This is a genomic window from Curtobacterium sp. SL109 (assembly GCF_026672405.1).
Lineage (GTDB): Bacteria > Actinomycetota > Actinomycetes > Actinomycetales > Microbacteriaceae > Curtobacterium.
Map to the genome: position 1 here is coordinate 1,568,712 of NZ_JAPPRB010000002.1, position 13,568 is coordinate 1,582,279.

Sequence of the window (13,568 nt, forward strand, 5' to 3'; positions counted from 1 at the left end):
GCGCAGCATGTCGATCCTCCGCGACGCCCGCACTGCCGTCCGGCTCGTCCGACGGCTCCTGCGGTCCCGATCAAGCCGACGGGCCCTGGCACGCCGGCTCCCCACGCAGGAGCGGCTGGCGCCGGGGCGCATCGAGGTCGCGGTGTACTTCGCCGACGGGCCCGTGAACATGTACCAGGTGCGGCAGTGGTACGAGCCGCTCGCCGAGCTCTCCCGCACGCACCGGGTCGCGATCGTCTCGCGGAACCCGGGGACGATGCTCACCCTGCTCGACGAGGCGCCCGTCGCCGCGGTGTACGCCCGACAGGTCGTCGACCTGGAGCGGTTCGTCGACGAGCAGGCGCCGAAGCTGGTGCTGTACGTCAACCAGAACGCCCGCAACTTCCAGATGATGCGGTACGGGCGCATGTGGCACGTCTTCGTGAACCACGGCGAGAGCGACAAGATGTACATGACGACGAACCAGTTCAAGGCGTACGACTACGCCCTGATCGCTGGTGCGGCCGCGCGTGACCGGTTGTCCGAGGCGCTCTGGGACTACGACGTCGAGCACCGGGCGATCGCCATCGGGCGCCCACAGGCGGACCACTTCGCGGGGAAGCCGCCGTACCCGGCTGACGACCGCACCGTCGTGCTCTACGCGCCCACCTGGGAGGGGGACCGGGAGGCCGCCGCCTACGGGTCGATCGCGAGCCACGGCACCACCATCGCCGACCGGGTGCTCGCGTCGCCCCGGCACCGGCTCGTGTACCGCCCGCACCCACGCAGCGGCGTCGTCGACCCGGCGTACCGGGCCGCGCACGAGCGCATCGTCGCCGCCATCGCAGCCGCCAACACCGCGGACCCGTCGGCGCACCACGTGCACGACGACGGGCCCGCGCTGGGCTGGCAGCTCGCCGACGCGGACGTCGCCATCACGGACATCAGCGCGATGATCTACGACCGACTGGCGGTGGGGAAGCCCCTCATCGTCACCCGCCCGGTGGCGCCCGGTGCCGACGTCGACGAGCGCGGCTACCTGACCGCGGCGAACTGGTTGCTGGCGGAGGACGCGGACCAGGTGGTGGCCCGGGTGGACGCCGCGGCACACGACGCGAGCCAGCTCGCGGACCTGCGACGGTGGGTGGAGCGGTACTTCGGGGACACGACGCCCGGCACCGCGACGGCCCGCTTCCACGACGCCGTCGAGCGGCTCATCGCCCGCTGGCACGAGGTCGCTCGGGACCGCGGCGCCGCCTGACGCACAGCGGCGCGCCACCACGACCGGCGTGAGGCGTCGTCAGGGCGCCATGCCGGGCCCGACGAGCGACATGCGCCACAGGTACTCGGAGCGGTCGGGCCGACGCCAGCGGACGATGACCACGCCGGTCTCGTCGGGTGCGGCGCCGAACACCGCGATGCCGAGACTGCGACCGGGATCGAGCCGACGGACGACCAGCGGCGGGCAGTACCCGGTGCCGAGGTGGGTGAGGCTGAGTCCGTCGACGGGTTCGTCGCCGATGTTGACGAGGTCGTAGCGGCGGGGCGCGGCCGTGCGGTCGACTGCGAAGGGGACAGCGTAGGCGGTTGGTGTGGTGGGCATGGTGGTGAGGGTAGGGGGAGGGTCCGACGGTGGGGGCGCGGGGACGGCCCCGGGGGCACGGGGTTGTGGAGGGGGTGCGGGGTGGGCGGGTTGTGGTGGGGAGGTGAGGCAGGACGCCGCCGCGCTCAGACCCCGTAGTCCGCCGAGTACCGCGCCAGCGCGTCCTCGATCGGGCCGTCCAGCTGCAGACGGCCCTTGTCCAGGTACAGCCCGCGGTCGCAGAAGCGTCGCAGGTCCTTGTCGCTGTGGGACACGAAGAACAGCGTCCGACCGCCGGCGAGCAGCTCCTCGATGCGCTTGTAGCACTTCTCGCGGAAGGCCTTGTCGCCGACCGCCAGCACCTCGTCGACGAGGATGACCGGCTCGTCCAGCCGGGAGATCACGGCGAACGCGATCCGCACCTTCATGCCGCTCGACAGGTGCTTGTACGGGGTGTCGACGAAGTCGCCGATCTCCGCGAACTCGATGATCTCGTCGAAGTCGGCACGGATCTCGGCACGGGTCATGCCGTGCAGCCCGGCCGTCAGGTAGACGTTGTCGCGCACGGAGAGGTCGCCGACGAACCCGCCGGTGATCTCGATGAGCGGCGCGACACCCGCACCGACGTGGACCCGGCCCTCGTCCGGCAGCATCACCTGGGCGACGAGCTTCAGCAGGGTCGACTTGCCCTGACCGTTGCGTCCGACGACCCCGATGGCCTCACCGGGGCGGACGTCGAACGAGACGTGACGCAGGGCCCAGAACTCGTCGCCGCGCTTGCGTCGCGTCCGACCGGCGAACAGGTCCTTGAAGCTGCGGCTGGCACGACGGTTGCGCTTGAACCGGATGCCGGCGTCGCGCACGGAGATGACCGGGGCGCCGGCCGTGGTCGACGGGCTGGACTGGGTGGCGGTCATCACAGCTCCTTGAGGACGCGGTGCTCGCTGCGCCGGAAGACGACGAGGCCGACGACGACCACGACCGCCGTGATGACGACCGAGACGAGGACCTCGAACCAGTCGAGCTGGCTCGGGAAGAAGGCCGATCGGTAGATCCCGAAGATGCCGGTCAGCGGGTTGACCGCCGCGAGGTCGTGCAGGGAGTCGGGGAGCGCCTGGGTGCTGTAGATGATCGGGGAGGCGTAGAACGCGAAGCGGAGCACCAGCTTCACGGCACGCTCGAGGTCGCGGAAGAAGACGACCAGGGGAGCAACGATCAGCCCGAGCCCGTAGACGAGCGCGCACTGGAGCACGATCGCCAGCGGGTAGAGCACGACCTGCCAGTGCACGTGGGCACCGGTCCCGATGACGAAGACCGCGAGCACCGGGATGCTCAGGAGGAACTCGATCCCCTTCGACGCGACGATCCTGGCGACCCAGATGCTCCGGGGGATCGTCGTCGAGCGGATGAGCTTCGACTCCTTGATGAACGCGCGCGTGGAGTCGGAGACGCTCCCCGTGAACCACATCCACGGCAGCAGGGCCGCCAGGAGGAACACGATGTACGGCTCTTCGCCCACCGAACCACGGTGGAACACCTGGGTGAAGACGAACCAGTAGATCCCCGACATCACCAGCGGGTCGAGGATCGACCAGACGTAGCCGAGCGCCGACGTCGAGTAGCGGACGCGCAGGTCGCGCTTGGTCAGCAACCAGAGCGCATGACGATAGCGCCGACCTGCACCGCGTGACGCCGGCGGTGCGGCGGTCACCGGTGCGGTCGGCGCACTCGCTGTCGTCATGGGGTCCTTCCGGCCGGGATCACCGAGAGGAGACCGATGCTCAGGCGAACAGCTCGTTCGCGCGCTCGAGGTCCTCGGCGAAGTCGATCTCGACCGCGTACAGGTCGGAGATGTCGATCGGCGTCCAGCGTAGACCGTCCTCGGCGATGGCTGCCTCGATGCCGCCCTCGAAGTACTCCTGGTCGTCGACCCGGCCGAGGTGGTGGATCAGGGCCTGCTTGTCCGCCGCGGCGACGTAGTTGATGCCGACGGCTTCACCGAGGCCACCGACGACCTGCTTCGAGAGCTTCTGGATGAAGCCCTCGGCGTCGACGGTGTACTTGACCTCTTCGTCGGACACCTTCTCGGTGTTCACGCTGACGAAGGACCGCTTCTGGTCCATCATGTCGGCGGCGCGGACCAGGGCGCGCGGGTCGAAGACCACGTCGCCGTTCATCCAGAGGACGCCGTCCTTGCCCGTGGCCTTGAGGGCACGGAGCAGGCTCTTCGAGGTGTTGGTGGAGTCGTAGGACTCGTTGTGCACGAAGGAGGCCTCCGGGAAGGCCTCGATGATGTACTCGGACTTGTAGCCGACGACGACGGTCACCTTGGCGCTCGAGCCGAACGCTGCGCGGATGTTGTCGAACTGCTGCTGCATGATGGTGCGGCCGTCGCGGAGCTCGGTGAGCGGCTTCGGCAGGCTGCGCCCGAGGCGGCTGCCCATCCCCGCTGCGAGGATGACGATCTGCGTGGTCATGGTGGTCCCTTCCGGTGTCCGCCCGCGCGCCCTGGGGCACGGGCGGGCCTCGTCGAGTCTGCTCCGGATGCATCCGAATTGTCCGTGAGCCGCGCCGGACGGTGCGTCAGGCGGCTGTGCGGTGGTGGAGCCGGGCAGGTTTCCAAGTGGTGAACACTCCGTCGTGCCCCGGTGAATCATACGGAAAGTCCTGCCCAGAGCGCCCTTCCGTGACGGATCGTGGTCATTTCGTGACCCTGGGAAGTCCGCTTCGTCGATGGCCCTCCGGCGTTGGTACGGTTGGCGCGTGGTGGCTGCTGGGGACGACGAGGACGTGTACACGACGTCGGATGCTGCCTGGATGACGGAGACGACCGAGATCGACGACGCGGCCGACGCCGCGGAGGCGGCGGCGGATCGTGAGGCCGTCGGGGGCATGACGGACGACATGGTCGGGGGCGACCCGGCCGCGCACGACACGGGTGAGATCGACACGGGTGAGATCGACACGGGGGAGAACGATGCGGACGACCGCCCTGGACAGGACGGCATGACCGACGACGACGCCCTGACGGACGTCCGCGAACCGGCAGTCCTGCCGGCCGTGGTCGCCCCGAGCACGAACGTCGCCCCGAGCACGAAGGGGAAGCCGCGGGCCAAGCGTCCCGTGCGCGCGACGCGGCCGCAGGGCGCGGCAGCCGCGATCAGGCCGGAGCCGGCCACGGACGCGGCGCAGGCCGACGACGGCAGCCGTGGCGAGCCTCCCGTCCGGGACGGAGCGACCGGTCCCGACGACGCGACGCGCGATGCCGGGAGGCCCGGTGACGGTTCACCGGACGGGCATCGGACCGGCGTGGCGTCGCGACCGACCAAGAAGGCGACCGGGGCGACCGCGAAGAAGCGCCCCCGAAGCAGACGTCCACGCAGCGTCCGGGCACGTCCGCCCCGCAGCAGCCCGTCGTGCTCCGCGCGGACGGCCTGGTGAAGCGCTACGGCCAGACCCTCGCCGTCGACGCCGTGGACCTCGAGATCCGCCGCGGCTCGCTCTTCGGCGTCGTCGGCCCGAACGGCGCCGGCAAGACCACGACGCTCTCGATGCTCACCGGCCTGCTGCGTCCCGACGCCGGCACCGCGACCGTGCTCGACCACGACGTGTGGGCCGACCCCGCCGCCGCGAAGCGCAGCATGGGCGTGCTGCCCGACCGGCTGCGGCTGTTCGACCGGCTCACCGGTGCGCAGCTGCTGTACTACTCGGCGACCCTCCGCGGGCTGGACGGCCGGACCGCCCGTGCCCGGAGCGCCGACCTCGCCGAGGCCTTCGGGCTCGGGGACGCGCTCGGACGCCAGGTCGCGGACTACTCCGTCGGCATGGCGAAGAAGATCGCCCTCGCCGCCACCCTGATCCACTCGCCGCGCGTGCTCGTGCTCGACGAACCGTTCGAGTCCGTCGACCCGGTCAGCTCGGCCACCATCGTCGAGGTCCTCCGCCGGTACACGCAGGGCGGCGGGACCGTCGTCCTGTCGAGTCACTCGATGGAGCTCGTCCAGCGCACGTGCGACTCCGTGGCGATCATCGTCGGCGGCAAGGTGCTCGCGTCGGGGACCATGCCGGCGGTCCGCGGGCGGAAGAGCCTCGAGGACAAGTTCGTCGAACTCGCCGGCGGACGCGTCGTCGCAGAGAGCATGGAATGGTTGCACAGCTTCTCCGGCTGAGGGCCGACCTGCTCGCGGGCGAGGTCCGCGGCGGCGCCAGGCGCTCGGTGCTCGTGGTCCTCGGCAGCCTCGTCGGACTCCTCGTCGCCGTCCTGGTGGCCATGGCCGTCGTCGACCTCCGGACCGTCGACCCCGTCGCGGCCCGTGCCGTGATCGTGCCCGTGGGCATGCTCGTCACCCTCGGGTTCACCTTCGTCCCGTTCGCACTCGGGGACGCCGACCAGTTCGACCCCCGACGGTTCGCGGTCTTCGGGCTGGGTCGGCGCGAACTGACGACCGGGCTCGCCCTGGCGGGACTGCTCGGCGTGCCGGTCGTCGGCGTCGCGGTCGTCGCGGTGGCACAGTCCGTCGCCTGGATGCGCGGTGCCGGCAGCGGGGTGCTCGGGATCGTCGCGGCGCTGCTCGTCATCGCCACGTGCGGGCTGCTCGTCCGCGTCGGGTGCACGCTCGGTGCGTGGCTGATCGGGTCGCACCGACCGGGCCGCGACGCCGGCTGGTTCGTGGCGTTCGTCGTGGTCGTGCTGCTCGTGCCAGCCGTCCCCCTGCTGCTCGGCGCGGACTGGCTCGACCCGCGGAGCGCGGAGCTCCAGCGCATCGCGGACGTCGCCGGGTGGACGCCGTGGGGCGCCGCCTGGGCAGCACCGGCCGACGTCGCCGCCGGGCACGCGGGCCAGGGCGTGGCGAAGCTCCTCATCGCAGTCGGGGTCGTCGCGCTGCTGGCGTGGGCGTGGTGGGCACTCGTCGGGCGCCTGACGCGGACCGTCGACGACCGCACGACCGCGCGCACCCACCGTGGGCTGGGGTGGTTCGACCGTCTGGGTTCCGCCCCGGTCGCCGCCGTCGCGGCCCGCGCGCTGACCTACTGGGGGCGTGACCCGCGGTACCGCACGTCCTACGTGATCCTGCTCTTCGTGCCGATCGTCGTCGTCCCGCTCGGGGTCGCCGGCGTCCCCTGGCACTGGACGGCACTCGTCCCGCTGCCGCTCATGGCCGTGATCGCGGGCTTCCTGCCCCACAACGACGTCGCCTACGACAACACGGCGGTCTGGCTGCACGTGGCGTCGGGCGCTCCCGGGTGGAGCGACCGGCTCGGACGGCTCACCCCGCTGCTCGTCGTCGGTGTCCCGGTCGTCGTCGCCGGCTCGTGGCTCTCCGCATGGCTCTTCGGCGACCTGGCGGCGTTCCCGGTGCTGGTTGGCGTGTGCGTGGGGGCGCTGCTCATCGGGCTCGGGATCTCCAGCGTGGTGTCCGTCCTGCTGGCCTACCCGACGGTGCGACCGGGCGACCGACCGTTCCAGCAGCCGCAGGCCGCCGGCGTCACGTCGACGGTGTCGCAGGCCGTGACGATCATCGGGATCCTGGTCTTCTCGGTGCCGGCCGGCTGGCTCGCGGTGCTGGCGTTCATGGACGACTCCCGGTCCTCCGGCGTGCTGACGCTGGTCGTCGGACTCGCCGTCGGGGTGGTCGTGCTCGTGGTCGGGGTGTTCGCCGGTGGACGGGCCTTCGACCGCCGCGGGCCCGACCTGCTCGCAGCGGCGCTGCGCAACTAGCGCGGCTGGCTCTCCGCCCCCACACGCGCACGACGCGCCACGCGCGACCGTCGTACTCTTGGAGCATGAGCATGACGGAACCCGGCGGCGGCGGACTCGACGTGATGGACCGCGAGCTCGAGAAGCTCCTCGAGGAAGAGGCGATCGAGCCCGGCGACCACGAGCGGTTCTCGCACTACGTCAAGAAGGACAAGATCCTGCAGTCGGCCCTGAGCGGCAAGCCCGTCAAGGCCCTGTGCGGCAAGAAGTGGATCCCGGGCCGCGACCCGGAGAAGTTCCCGGTCTGCCCCGACTGCAAGGCCATCTACGAGAAGATGAAGTCCGAGTAGGCGCTAGTCGATCAGGGTCGGGATCGCCGGGTCACCCCGGCCGATCCGGGCCGCGTCCGCGGGCAGCTCGGCCTTGGCGCCCTTGTGGTGGGCCCGCGCGGCCTCGACCCCGCGCTCACCGAGGAACGCCGGGTCGACCTCGCCGTGCGTGACGACGGGCACCATGAGCGCCCGCTCGTCCGCGCCGAGGGAGCCCGACGTCCGGACGACCTCGGCCGTCGCGATGCCGTTGCGGAGCCGCCGTCCGGCGTCCTTCCGGCCGCCGACGGAGGCCTTCACGGCGGACTTCTTCGCCACCGACACCCACTCGCCGGCCTCGGTCTGGTGCGCGACGAGCTTGAACACCATGCCGGCGGCCGGGTGACCGGAGCCGGAGACGACCGACGTGCCGACGCCGTACGAGTCGACGGGGGCTGCTCGCAGGGCAGCGATCGTGTACTCGTCGAGGTCGTTCGTCACGGTGATCTTCGTCGACGTCGCGCCGAGCCGGTCGAGCTGCGCACGGACCGCGGCCACGACCGAGGGCAGGTCTCCGCTGTCGATCCGGACGGCCCCGAGCCGGCCGGAGGTCAGGCGGACGGCGGTGTCGACGGCCGCCTCGATGTCGTAGGTGTCGACGAGCAGGGTGGTGCCGTCCCCGAGGGCGTCGAGCTGCGACCGGAAGGCCGTCTCCTCGGAGTCGTGCAGCAGGGTGAACGCGTGCGCCGCGGTGCCCATGGTCGGGATGCCCCAGGTGCGTCCCGCCTCGAGGTTGCTCGTCGCGCCGAACCCGGCGATGTACGCGGCGCGGGCAGCGGCGACCGCGTTCCACTCGCCCGTGCGGCGGGAGCCCATCTCGGCGAGCGGGCGACGGTCGGCGGCGGACACCATGCGCGCGGCAGCCGAGGCGATGGCGGAGTCGGCGTTGAAGATCGACAGCGCGAGGGTCTCGAGCAGCACGGACTCGGCGAAGGTGCCCTCGATCTGCAGCACGGGGGAGTTCGGGAAGAACACCTCGCCCTCGCGGTACGCCCGGACGTCGCCGGTGAACCGGTAGTCCGCCAGCCACGACGCGGTGCCCCCGTCGATGACGCCCCGACCCTGCAGGAACGCGATCTCGTCGTCGCCGAACCGGAAGTCGGTGAGCGCGGTCAGGAAGCGACCGAGCCCCGCCGCGACGCCGTAGCGACGCCCGTCGGGCAGTCGCCTGGCGAACACCTCGAAGACGCAGCGCCGGTCGGCCGTGCCGTCCTTCAGGGCGGCGTCGACCATGGTGAGTTCGTACTGGTCCGTCAGGAGCGCGGTGGTCACGCGATCGACACTACAGAAACCCTGACTGTGGGCCCACGCCGCCGGTTCCGGGGCGACGCGCCAGCGGCGGCCCGGCCGTGCCGGTGGGGGAGGCTCGGGTGACGCCCGGCACGTCGGCGCGCGTCGGTAGGCTGGTCGCCGTGACGGATGCACCGATCGGAGTCTTCGACAGCGGCGTCGGTGGCCTGACGGTCGCCCGCGCGATCATCGACCAGCTCCCGCGCGAGAGCATCCGGTACGTCGGGGACACCCTGCACTCCCCGTACGGCCCGAAGCCGATCGCCGACGTCCGCCGCTACGCGCTGCAGGTCATGGACGACCTGGTCGAGCAGGGCGTGAAGGCCCTCGTGATCGCGTGCAACACGGCGTCCTCCGCGGTGCTCCGCGACGCCAGGGAACGCTACGAGCAGGCGTACGGCATCCCCGTGGTCGAGGTCATCCAGCCCGCGGCCCGTGCCGCCGTCAAGCAGACCAGGACGGGCCGGATCGGCGTCATCGGCACGGTCGGCACGATCGCGTCCCGCTCGTACGAGGACGCCTTCGCGGTCGCCGCCGACGTCACCCTGTCGCTCGCCGCCTGCCCGCGGTTCGTCGAGTTCGTCGAGGCCGGGGACACCTCCTCGCCCCGGCTCCGCGAGGTCGCCGCCGGGTACCTCGCGCCGATCCGGGCCGCCGACGTCGACACCCTCGTGCTCGGGTGCACCCACTACCCGCTGATGTCCGCCGCGATCCAGTACGTGATGGGGCCGGACGTCACCCTGGTGTCGAGTGCCGAGGAGACCGCGAACGACGTCTACCGCCGCCTGGTCGAACACGGCCTGGAGCGCACCACCACCGAACCCCCGAGCTACGCGTTCGAGGCCACCGGCGACGACGAGGACGCCTTCCTGCGGCTCGCCCGCCGGTTCCTCGGCCCCGAGATCGTCAACGTCGGCCACCTCCAGACCGGCGCCATCACGCTTCCCCGCGGGCGGCTCTGAGCGGCGACCAGCCGCCTGCCGCTGCCCGCCCCGACCACCCGCACCGAGCCTCCAGGCCGGACCGAGAGGAACACCATGACCACCCGCATCGACGGCCGCCAGGCCGAGGAACACCGTCCCGTCACGATCGAACGCGGATGGAGCACCCAGGCCGAGGGCAGCGCACTCATCTCGTTCGGCAACACGAAGGTGCTCTGCACCGCGTCCTTCACCAACGGTGTGCCGCGCTGGATGGCCGGCAAGGGCAGCGGCTGGGTCACCGCCGAGTACTCGATGCTGCCGCGCTCGACGAACGAGCGCATGCAGCGCGAGTCGATCAAGGGCAAGGTCGGGGGCCGCACCCACGAGATCTCGCGGCTCATCGGGCGCTCGCTCCGCGCGGTCGTCGACATGAAGGCGCTCGGCGAGAACACGCTCGTGCTCGACTGCGACGTGCTCCAGGCCGACGGTGGCACCCGCACCGCGTCCATCACCGGGGCCTACGTGGCGATGGCCGACGCGATCGAGTGGGGCCGCGGCAAGGGCTTCATCGCGAAGAAGGCGACGCCGCTGACGGACAGCGTGCAGGCCATCTCCGTCGGGATCGTCAAGGGCGAGCCGATGCTCGACCTGGCCTACACCGAGGACTCCAGCGCCGACACGGACATGAACATCGTCACGACCGGTTCGGGGAAGTTCATCGAGGTGCAGGGCACCGCGGAGCACGCGCCGTTCGACCGTGACGAGCTGAACGTGCTGCTCGACCTCGGGCTCGCCGGCAACACCTCGCTCGCGGCCATCCAGAAGACCGCACTGGGGCTCGCGTGAGCCGCGCCGTCGTCCTGGCCACCCACAACCAGGGCAAGGTCGTCGAGCTGCGGGACATCCTCGGCGACGCCCTGGGCGACGGCGTGGAGCTGCAGGGCTACGACGGGCCCGAGCCCGTCGAGGACGGCGACACCTACGCCGCGAACGCGCTGATCAAGGCGCGTGCAGCGGTCGCGCACACGGGGCTGCCCGCGCTGGCGGACGACTCAGGCATCGCGGTCGACGTGCTCGGCGGAGCGCCGGGCATCCACTCGGCGCGCTATGCGGGCACCCGGTCGGACGCGGACAACATCGCGCTGCTGCTGACGAACCTCGAGGGTGTCGTGGAGCGCACGGCGGCCTTCGTCTGCGCCGCGGCGTTCGTCACGCCCGCGGGGGTCGAGCACGTGGTCGAGGCCGTGTGGAACGGCGAGGTCCTCACCGCGCCCGTCGGGGACGGCGGCCACGGGTACGACCCCGTCTTCAAGCCGGACGACGCGGACCGCTCCTCGGCGGAGCTGACGCGGGCGGAGAAGAACGCGCTCTCGCACCGGGCCAAGGCGTTCCGGGGGATCGCCCCGATCGTGCGGGAGTACTTCACGGCGTAGGCGCGGCGGCGGCGCCGGTGCGCCGCCGCCGCGACCGGCGCTACTCGGCGGTGGAGATGCCCTGCTCGTGCTTCTTCGCCTTGCGCACGTTCCGCACGTAGGTGAGCACCATCGGCACGACCGTGACGACGACGGCGGCGAGCAGGATGACGTCGATGTACTCGCGGACGATGTGCGCCACGAACGGGATGTGCCCGATGAAGTACCCGAGGAACGTCACGCCGACGCCCCAGATGACCGCGCCGACGGCGTTGTACAGCGAGTACTTCTTGTAGTTCATGCGCCCGACACCGGCGGCGATCGGCGCGAACGTGCGCACGACGGGCACGAAGCGCGCGAGGATCACGGCGAGGGCGCCGAAGCGGTGGAAGAAGGCGTTCGTGCGGTCGACGTTCGCCTTGGAGAACAGACCGCTCTCCTTGCGCTCGAAGATCGGCGGCCCGGCCTTCTTGCCGATGAGGTAGCCGAGCTCACCACCGAGGAACGCGGACGCGCCGATCATCAGCGCGGCGACCCAGATCGGGATCCCGCCGATCTCCCCGCCGCGGTCGAACGCGAACAGGCCGGTGATGACGAGCAGGCTGTCGCCCGGGAACACGAAGCCGATCAGCAGGCCGGTCTCGGCGAACACGATCGCGCAGACCACGAGCACGGCCACGGCCCCGAAGTGGTCGAGGATGTACTGCGGATCCAGCCATGGGATCAGGGCGAGTGCGACGCTGTGCATGCTTCTTCCGTCGTGCTGGTGCGGAGACGGGAGGGTCACCCGCAGGACGAGGGTACAGCGCGGGCGTGTCCGGCCGGTCCTCCGATCGGACGAGATGCGGGAGGACGCAGCACTGGTGCGGAAGGAGGGACTCGAACCCTCACGCCTGAGCACAGGAACCTAAATCCTGCGTGTCTACCGATTCCACCACTCCCGCGAGCACCGACAGCGTACCGAGCCGGGGCTGCCGAGCGCTCAGCGCTCCGGGGTCGCCGAGCGCTCAGCGCAGGCGACGGGGGAGGTACCGCGGCACGTAGCGGAGCAGGACGCCGGCCCCGACGAGTCCGAGCACGCCCATCACCCCGCTGGCGACGGCGATCGTGGCCACGGCCGTGATGCCCGAGATGAGGAGCGGTGCCGCGGCCTGCCCGAGGTCGCCGGTGAACCGCCACGCCCCGAGGAACGGTGCCGGGTTCCCCCGCGGGGCGAGGTCCGCCCCGAGCGTCATCAGGATCCCGGACCCGACGCCGTTCGCCAGCGACATCCCCATGGCGATCCCGACGAACCACCCCACCCGGGCATCGAGGTGCCCGCTCCACGCGAGCAGGAAGTAGCTGATGCTGAGCCCGAGCATGCACGGCAGGGCGCTCGCGAGCCGTCCCCACCGGTCCATGATCTGGCCGCTCGTGTAGAACAGCGCGAAGTCGACGGCACCCGCGATGCCGATGACCAGGGCTGCGGTCGCGTCGTCGAGCCCGACGCTGACCGCCCAGAGCGGCAGGATCACCTGCCGCCCGGCACGCATCGCACCGATCAGGCCCGCCCCGCTGCCGAGTCGCAGCAGCACGGCCCGGTTCGCGGCGATGGTGCGGAACAGGCCGTGCGACTCCTGCTGCACCAGGACCGCGCCCGTGTCGGTCGCGTCGCCGGCGGCGGTCGACCCATCGTCGCGCCCGTCCTGTCGGTCCGGACGGGAGGCTCGGCTCGGCCGTCGCAGACCGCGCACGCCCGTCGCGGGGTCGCGCAGCACGAGCAGGGTCACCGCCGCCGCGAGGCAGCAGACGACGTGGATCCAGAACGCGCTCTGGGTGGTGCCGGTGAGGTGGACGACGCCGGCGGCGATGAACGGGCCGACGAAGTACCCGAAGCGGAAGACGCCGCCGAGGCTCGACAGCGCCCGGGCCCGGACGGCGAGGGGGATCGCGGTGGTCATGTAGGCGTGTCGGGCCAGGGCGAACACGGCGGTGGACAGCCCGACGAGGAACACCCCGACCGCGAGCACGACGGGGTTCGGCGCGACCGTGCAGACGACCAGGCCGACGACGGAGACCAGCGCGGCGCCGATCATCGCGTTGCGCTCGCCGATCCGCGCCACGACGACGCCGGACGGCACGTCGCCGATGAGCTCACCGACCAGGATGAGCGACGCGACGAACCCGGCGATCGCCAGGCTGGCCCCGAGGGAGTCGGCGGCGATCGGGATGATCGGGATGATGGCGCCCTCGCCGATCGCGAAGAGCGCGGCGGGCAGGAACCCGGACAGCAGGACGGCCTTGAAGTCGAAGGGGGAGGGCTCGGCAGTCGTCATC

General features: G+C 71.4%; 15 protein-coding genes and 1 tRNA gene. 8 read left to right on the top strand and 8 right to left on the bottom strand.

Annotated features, from left to right (window positions below):
* Positions 1-7 precede the first annotated feature (7 nt).
* Positions 8-1,240 carry a hypothetical protein gene (locus tag OVA28_RS08980; protein ID WP_268096680.1) on the top strand — a complete coding sequence of 411 codons (1,233 nt, stop codon included), beginning with the start codon at positions 8-10 and terminating at the stop codon, positions 1,238-1,240.
* 39 nt (positions 1,241-1,279) lie between these two features.
* On the opposite strand, the gene OVA28_RS08985 is transcribed toward OVA28_RS08980, so the two are convergent.
* The 4 genes from OVA28_RS08985 to OVA28_RS09000 form a co-directional block, all read right to left on the bottom strand.
* Positions 1,280-1,582, bottom strand: a complete 303-nt coding sequence (locus tag OVA28_RS08985; protein WP_071271762.1) for a hypothetical protein — start codon at positions 1,580-1,582, stop codon at positions 1,280-1,282.
* A 125-nt stretch (positions 1,583-1,707) separates the two neighbouring features.
* A complete protein-coding gene (locus OVA28_RS08990; RefSeq protein ID WP_194660617.1) occupies positions 1,708-2,478 on the bottom strand; it encodes an ABC transporter ATP-binding protein in 771 nt (256 codons plus the stop codon).
* Complete coding sequence (locus tag OVA28_RS08995; RefSeq protein WP_194660618.1) at positions 2,478-3,302, bottom strand: ABC transporter permease; 825 nt, start codon at positions 3,300-3,302, stop codon at positions 2,478-2,480. Before OVA28_RS08995 ends, OVA28_RS08990 begins: the two co-directional genes overlap by 1 nt.
* Positions 3,303-3,342: 40 nt before the next feature.
* Positions 3,343-4,038: a phosphocholine cytidylyltransferase family protein gene (locus OVA28_RS09000; RefSeq protein WP_194660619.1), complete on the bottom strand. Its 696-nt coding sequence runs from the start codon at positions 4,036-4,038 to the stop codon at positions 3,343-3,345.
* Positions 4,039-4,378: 340 nt separating this feature from the next.
* Between OVA28_RS09000 and OVA28_RS09005 the strand changes: the two genes are divergently transcribed.
* The 4 genes from OVA28_RS09005 to OVA28_RS09020 all read left to right on the top strand — a co-directional run bounded on the left by OVA28_RS09005 (position 4,379) and on the right by OVA28_RS09020 (position 7,609).
* A complete protein-coding gene (locus OVA28_RS09005) occupies positions 4,379-5,002 on the top strand; it encodes a hypothetical protein (RefSeq protein ID WP_268096681.1) in 624 nt (207 codons plus the stop codon).
* The gene (locus OVA28_RS09010) at positions 4,978-5,730 is read left to right on the top strand and encodes an ABC transporter ATP-binding protein (RefSeq protein ID WP_268096682.1); all 753 of its coding nucleotides are present in this window, start codon (positions 4,978-4,980) and stop codon (positions 5,728-5,730) included. Before OVA28_RS09005 ends, OVA28_RS09010 begins: the two co-directional genes overlap by 25 nt.
* A complete protein-coding gene (locus OVA28_RS09015) occupies positions 5,706-7,280 on the top strand; it encodes an ABC transporter permease (protein ID WP_268096683.1) in 1,575 nt (524 codons plus the stop codon). Before OVA28_RS09010 ends, OVA28_RS09015 begins: the two co-directional genes overlap by 25 nt.
* Before the next feature lie 65 nt (positions 7,281-7,345).
* Positions 7,346-7,609 (top strand): DUF3039 domain-containing protein, encoded by a 264-nt coding sequence (locus tag OVA28_RS09020; protein WP_194628889.1) that lies wholly within the window; start codon positions 7,346-7,348, stop codon positions 7,607-7,609.
* Positions 7,610-7,612: 3 nt separating this feature from the next.
* Here OVA28_RS09020 and OVA28_RS09025 read toward each other — a convergent pair whose 3' ends face one another.
* Positions 7,613-8,899 carry a nicotinate phosphoribosyltransferase gene (locus tag OVA28_RS09025; protein WP_268096684.1) on the bottom strand — a complete coding sequence of 429 codons (1,287 nt, stop codon included), beginning with the start codon at positions 8,897-8,899 and terminating at the stop codon, positions 7,613-7,615.
* A 140-nt stretch (positions 8,900-9,039) separates the two neighbouring features.
* On the opposite strand from OVA28_RS09025, the gene murI reads away from it, so the two are divergent.
* The 3 genes from murI to rdgB all read left to right on the top strand — a co-directional run bounded on the left by murI (position 9,040) and on the right by rdgB (position 11,273).
* Complete coding sequence (murI, locus tag OVA28_RS09030) at positions 9,040-9,879, top strand: glutamate racemase (protein ID WP_268096685.1); 840 nt, start codon at positions 9,040-9,042, stop codon at positions 9,877-9,879.
* A 75-nt stretch (positions 9,880-9,954) separates the two neighbouring features.
* On the top strand, positions 9,955-10,686 hold the full coding sequence (gene rph / locus OVA28_RS09035; protein WP_194660623.1) for a ribonuclease PH: 732 nt from the start codon (positions 9,955-9,957) through the stop codon (positions 10,684-10,686).
* Complete coding sequence (gene rdgB / locus OVA28_RS09040) at positions 10,683-11,273, top strand: RdgB/HAM1 family non-canonical purine NTP pyrophosphatase (RefSeq protein ID WP_268096686.1); 591 nt, start codon at positions 10,683-10,685, stop codon at positions 11,271-11,273. Before rph ends, rdgB begins: the two co-directional genes overlap by 4 nt.
* Before the next feature lie 40 nt (positions 11,274-11,313).
* Here the strand turns inward: rdgB and OVA28_RS09045 are convergent, their stop codons facing one another.
* The 3 genes from OVA28_RS09045 to OVA28_RS09055 form a co-directional block, all read right to left on the bottom strand.
* On the bottom strand, positions 11,314-12,000 hold the full coding sequence (locus OVA28_RS09045) for a DedA family protein (protein WP_194660625.1): 687 nt from the start codon (positions 11,998-12,000) through the stop codon (positions 11,314-11,316).
* A gap of 113 nt (positions 12,001-12,113) precedes the next feature.
* Positions 12,114-12,196, bottom strand: a tRNA-Leu gene (locus OVA28_RS09050).
* Positions 12,197-12,259: 63 nt separating this feature from the next.
* Positions 12,260-13,567 (bottom strand): MFS transporter, encoded by a 1,308-nt coding sequence (locus OVA28_RS09055; protein ID WP_268096687.1) that lies wholly within the window; start codon positions 13,565-13,567, stop codon positions 12,260-12,262.
* Between the last annotated feature and the right edge of the window lies 1 nt (position 13,568).

Coding starts and splice junctions, on each gene's coding strand:
- OVA28_RS08980 (WP_268096680.1), top strand. CDS start 8: ATGTCGATCCTCCGCGACGCCCGCACTGCCGTCCGGCTCGTCCGACGG.
- OVA28_RS09005 (WP_268096681.1), top strand. CDS start 4,379: ATGACGGAGACGACCGAGATCGACGACGCGGCCGACGCCGCGGAGGCG.
- OVA28_RS09055 (WP_268096687.1), bottom strand. CDS start 13,567: ATGACGACTGCCGAGCCCTCCCCCTTCGACTTCAAGGCCGTCCTGCTG.
- OVA28_RS09020 (WP_194628889.1), top strand. CDS start 7,346: ATGAGCATGACGGAACCCGGCGGCGGCGGACTCGACGTGATGGACCGC.
- OVA28_RS09015 (WP_268096683.1), top strand. CDS start 5,706: ATGGTTGCACAGCTTCTCCGGCTGAGGGCCGACCTGCTCGCGGGCGAG.
- OVA28_RS09000 (WP_194660619.1), bottom strand. CDS start 4,038: ATGACCACGCAGATCGTCATCCTCGCAGCGGGGATGGGCAGCCGCCTC.
- rph (WP_194660623.1), top strand. CDS start 9,955: ATGACCACCCGCATCGACGGCCGCCAGGCCGAGGAACACCGTCCCGTC.
- OVA28_RS09045 (WP_194660625.1), bottom strand. CDS start 12,000: ATGCACAGCGTCGCACTCGCCCTGATCCCATGGCTGGATCCGCAGTAC.
- OVA28_RS08990 (WP_194660617.1), bottom strand. CDS start 2,478: ATGACCGCCACCCAGTCCAGCCCGTCGACCACGGCCGGCGCCCCGGTC.
- OVA28_RS08985 (WP_071271762.1), bottom strand. CDS start 1,582: ATGCCCACCACACCAACCGCCTACGCTGTCCCCTTCGCAGTCGACCGC.
- OVA28_RS08995 (WP_194660618.1), bottom strand. CDS start 3,302: ATGACGACAGCGAGTGCGCCGACCGCACCGGTGACCGCCGCACCGCCG.